Origin of the sequence: Pedobacter sp. (genome assembly GCF_035566355.1) — a bacterium.
In the GTDB taxonomy this organism is placed as follows: Bacteria; Bacteroidota; Bacteroidia; order Sphingobacteriales; family Sphingobacteriaceae; genus Pedobacter.
This window is the reverse complement of sequence record NZ_DATMRL010000574.1, coordinates 1-3,829: the sequence shown is the minus strand read 5'-3', so window position 1 is coordinate 3,829 and position 3,829 is coordinate 1. Positions and strand designations below refer to the sequence as shown.

The 3,829-nt window shown below is 39.7% G+C and carries 3 protein-coding genes; all 3 read right to left on the bottom strand.

Going from position 1 to position 3,829, the window contains the following annotated elements:
* Nucleotides 1-85: 85 nt before the first annotated feature.
* Complete coding sequence (locus VNZ46_RS22605; protein ID WP_325562853.1) at nt 86-1,468, bottom strand: TlpA disulfide reductase family protein; 1,383 nt, start codon at nt 1,466-1,468, stop codon at nt 86-88.
* A 37-nt stretch (nt 1,469-1,505) separates the two neighbouring features.
* Nucleotides 1,506-3,047: a PKD-like family lipoprotein gene (locus VNZ46_RS22600; RefSeq protein ID WP_325562851.1), complete on the bottom strand. Its 1,542-nt coding sequence runs from the start codon at nt 3,045-3,047 to the stop codon at nt 1,506-1,508.
* 17 nt (nt 3,048-3,064) lie between these two features.
* The coding region (locus VNZ46_RS22595) for a DUF4843 domain-containing protein (protein WP_325562849.1) at nt 3,065-3,829 on the bottom strand (765 nt) is incomplete at its 5' end.

The following is a 3,829-nucleotide window of genomic DNA, read 5'->3' as shown; positions in this document are numbered from 1 at the left end:
ATGGTAAGACTATCAGTTTCCGCTTTAAGCCCCAGGCTTAAAAAAAGCAGAGCGAGAGCAATGAATATTGGCTTCATATTCTTCATTATTTACCGGCCAATGTCTTTTCTAACAAGACCTTAAGTGCAGGATCAGATGGCCTTGGAGAATCTATAGTAACGATTTTCCCTTCTTTGTCGAATACCATGAAACGAGGGATTCCATTGATTTTATAATATTTCGCTATGTCGCTCCACCCTGTTGCAAACAATTGTAAGCCACCCAGCTGATCATCCTTGATCATTTTAAGCCACTTATCTTTGTCCTTAGCCTCATCAACAGAGATACTCACCACCTGCACATCTGTGCCTTTCATCTCTTCTTCAAGTTTTTTAAGGTGTGGGATTTCCGCTTTGCAAGGTCCGCACCAGGTCGCCCAAACGTCTACCAAGACAACTTTTCCTTTTAAATCCGACATTTTAACCGTTTTACCATCTTTATCCGGATATGAAAAAGCAAAAGCAGCATCTCCCGGTTTTAATTGCGCCAATGGAGCAAGGATTTCCAGATTTCTCTTTTTCTGACTTGGCGTAATGACGTATTTACCATAAGTATCGATAAGCTCCTTATAATCTGAGTAATTTTTATAACCAGCAGCATGATCTAAAATAAAGTCTCCTTTGAGGGTATCATTTGGCAGAAAAACAAGGTTATTTTTTACGCCTTCGATCCCCCTCGAATACTTTATGTTCTCTTGCCTCATATTCACACTGATCAGACCTGAAAGTGTTCTGATTCCCCAGGGATTACTGTATACTGAAGCTGCGCTTCCGGCAAAATCTTTTGCTTTAAGCGTACTGTAATACGGACTGTACTCTTCAACAGAGGGATGTGCAGAACGCGGTGTATTTAGAAAGTTTGTTGCGTAACTGGCCATATCCCATGCCATATATTGCTTCATATTTCTATCAAATTTCGCATTACCTGTGGCTTTACCCGCTAAAAAGCCTTTAGTTTTTGCTGAAATTTCTTCCAGTTTTGGAAAGAAGTCAACAAAGGTACTCTGGTTTTTCATAAAGTTTATGGCCTTTTGTTCTAAAGGATTTACAAAATCATGCCACTGGGTCAGTACGACATTCTCTTTTGAATTTAGCTTTCCGTTAAGTACATAACTTGAATCCAGAATGGATAAAGAAAGCTTCTCTCCTCCCTTAAAGTAAAACTTATAATTATCGTTGGGACTACCTACGGTTCCCGTACCAATCACGTATAAGCCCTCATATTCCGGATAAAATATAAAGCCAAAATTTCCCTTTGAACCCGGTGTTGATGTGGAAATCTCTACTGGTTTTCCTTCCTCAACTTTAAAAAGCTTTACAGGGGCCAGTCTTTGTTTTTTTAGCAATCCGGTAATTTCAACCGGCAATTGTGCAAATGCAGACGAAGTCATACCGACAATCAACGCTGCTCCAAATAATTTTTTAATCATGTTTGTTTTTTATGTGTGGTCTTTATTGGTGTTCTGGTTAATAAGAATTACTGTAGGTATATTCACTTACGGAAGGTGACATATACATCACATCCCTTACAATTCCCTTTCCTTCCAGGGTAATGTCGGGTGAGGAAGCTAAACTTCCTGATGATTTAGTGAACATTCTGACTTTATAACTGTCGCCCGATTTGGTTCCAATCAATATGTAATTGTGTGTATAACCTGTTTCCGTATATTTTTTATGGCGTATAAATGTAATCTCTTCTCCTGCTGGCGCGCTAAACTGCAATTGCTCAAATTTATTGCTCAGATTTCTGGACCATACCTGGTTACCCGTTGCAAAATAAATCAGGTTTTCATCTCCGTCTAACAGGGCATAATTCGTCGCATTGAATATCTTATCGGTGGTTTTTAAAGTGTCATTGACCATCGACATTTTGGTTTTATTTGGATTCAACTGTGACAGTATTTTTAATGAAGGATTAGCTTTATCCTGAAATATGGCATAGCCATTCACATAAGACGCGAATTCACTTGCCACATAGGTAGTTGTTTTGAACCCCATATAGATCATTTTCTTATTGTTATTTTGCGCAGGCATAGCTGTAACAGCATCATCAGTTACAGCAGTCATCACAGCACCAGTTGCCGTTCCCATCAGAAAAGAGCTGCTCATATCGTCAAAGAAATAAGGATCTGTACTGGTACTTGTTAAAAAATACCGGGATAGATGATAAGGCGTATTTGCATCATCCTTCATCTTACGTACTCCAAACTGGCCAGAATTAGCAGACATCGCATAAATGCTGTAACATTGCCCGTCGTTGACCAGGTAATTTGCACTTGAGCCTAACAATACAGCATCTGGCGCTGCTGTGGCTGGAGACTGATAAAACAAGGTATTGATATTCCTGATCTGTTTTAAGGTACTCATATTCATCGCAGAAATATCTTTGTCTGTGGTCATAAACAAGGCCTTAGTATTCGAAAGCACCCCGGTAACCGTAGATTTATAACTGCTGAAATAAGTCAGTAATTGGGCCTTTCCATTAAGCTTACCGCCATTAACCAGACTATACACATTTTCCACTTTGCTGTCGGGAACAAGAGATACCGGCGTTAGAAAAAGATCCATATCAGCCAGGCTACCGTCATCTTTAGCCACATACCAGCCCCGGGTAAACTGAGTAACCACATTAATTGCGGAAGTAAAGTACTGGGCATATTTTGTTTTTTTATTGGTTACCCGAAATACCAGAACCCAGCCTTTTGAAGGTTGCTTAACCAAGTAATCCAGCTTCTTCGTTCTTCCTATTGTGTCTAAAACGGGTGCAGAGCCCTGAACATTAGTCTCATAGATACCCCATAAATAATCAAAATTAGCATCTGGCTCAGTTGAAGTCACAGTAGGATCAATGTTCAGGTGATCCTTTTGTGATATAGTCGTATAAGAAGACTCAAGGCCTGTCACTGTAATCTGTTCTTTAGGCTTCAAATCAAAATTGGTTTTATCCTTTGCACAGGAAGCCATCAGCAGAAGCAATCCTGAGCCTATTATTACATATATATGTTTCATATTATTTGTTCCGTTTTTTAAGGTATAACAACCAGTTCGCCACTCTCATCCCTAAGAGGATTTCCAGGATTATTCTTGTTGTAATCAATCAGTGCAGTTTTGACCACACCAATGTAATATTGCAACAAAGCATAATCTGTACTCGTCAAAGCAATAAAGCTTTCATCCCATTTCTGACCAGTAGCCTGGATCATGAAGGCATGCTTCACAGTACTGTATTTTCCAAAATAATATTGGCTAAAACTCGCGTTCCAGGATGCAGGCTGGCTCAAACGGTCTGTGAGCTGAACCTTTCTCCATAAATTGCTCTTCTCTCCCAATTGAAAATTGCCATCAGACACTACGTTTAACTTAAGTACAACCGTGTTTGTCTTCAGACTCGGATCCCTCAGTACAATTACCGGAACTGAAGTATGTACGGTCCCTGCCTTTATAGTATAAAATTTGCTTACCCTTGGATCTGTAAACGGCACATAATGTGTACCAGCCACCGCATTACCTGCATTCGGAACCTGTTCCTGTCTCAGCGTAAAACTCCGGTCAGTTTTAGATACGCCCCCTATCGCGTAAATATCAAAAAACACGGTGTCTTCGGTTACCGATGGCAATTCATAATAGAAGGTAAAAGGCTTTAAAGTATCTGCCAGATTGTAAGAAGCAGTATAGATACGGGAAGCATCAGGACCAAACTGAATCCGTGCGGTATCATTAAACAAGTAATACTGGTCTTTCTTACATGATGCTACAGCTATAACCACCATAACAATCAATACGTATTTTAA

Excerpts from the sequence above, each read along its gene's own strand:
- VNZ46_RS22605 (WP_325562853.1), bottom strand. The coding sequence starts at position 1,468 with ATGATTAAAAAATTATTTGGAGCAGCGTTGATTGTCGGTATGACTTCG.
- VNZ46_RS22600 (WP_325562851.1), bottom strand. The coding sequence starts at position 3,047 with ATGAAACATATATATGTAATAATAGGCTCAGGATTGCTTCTGCTGATG.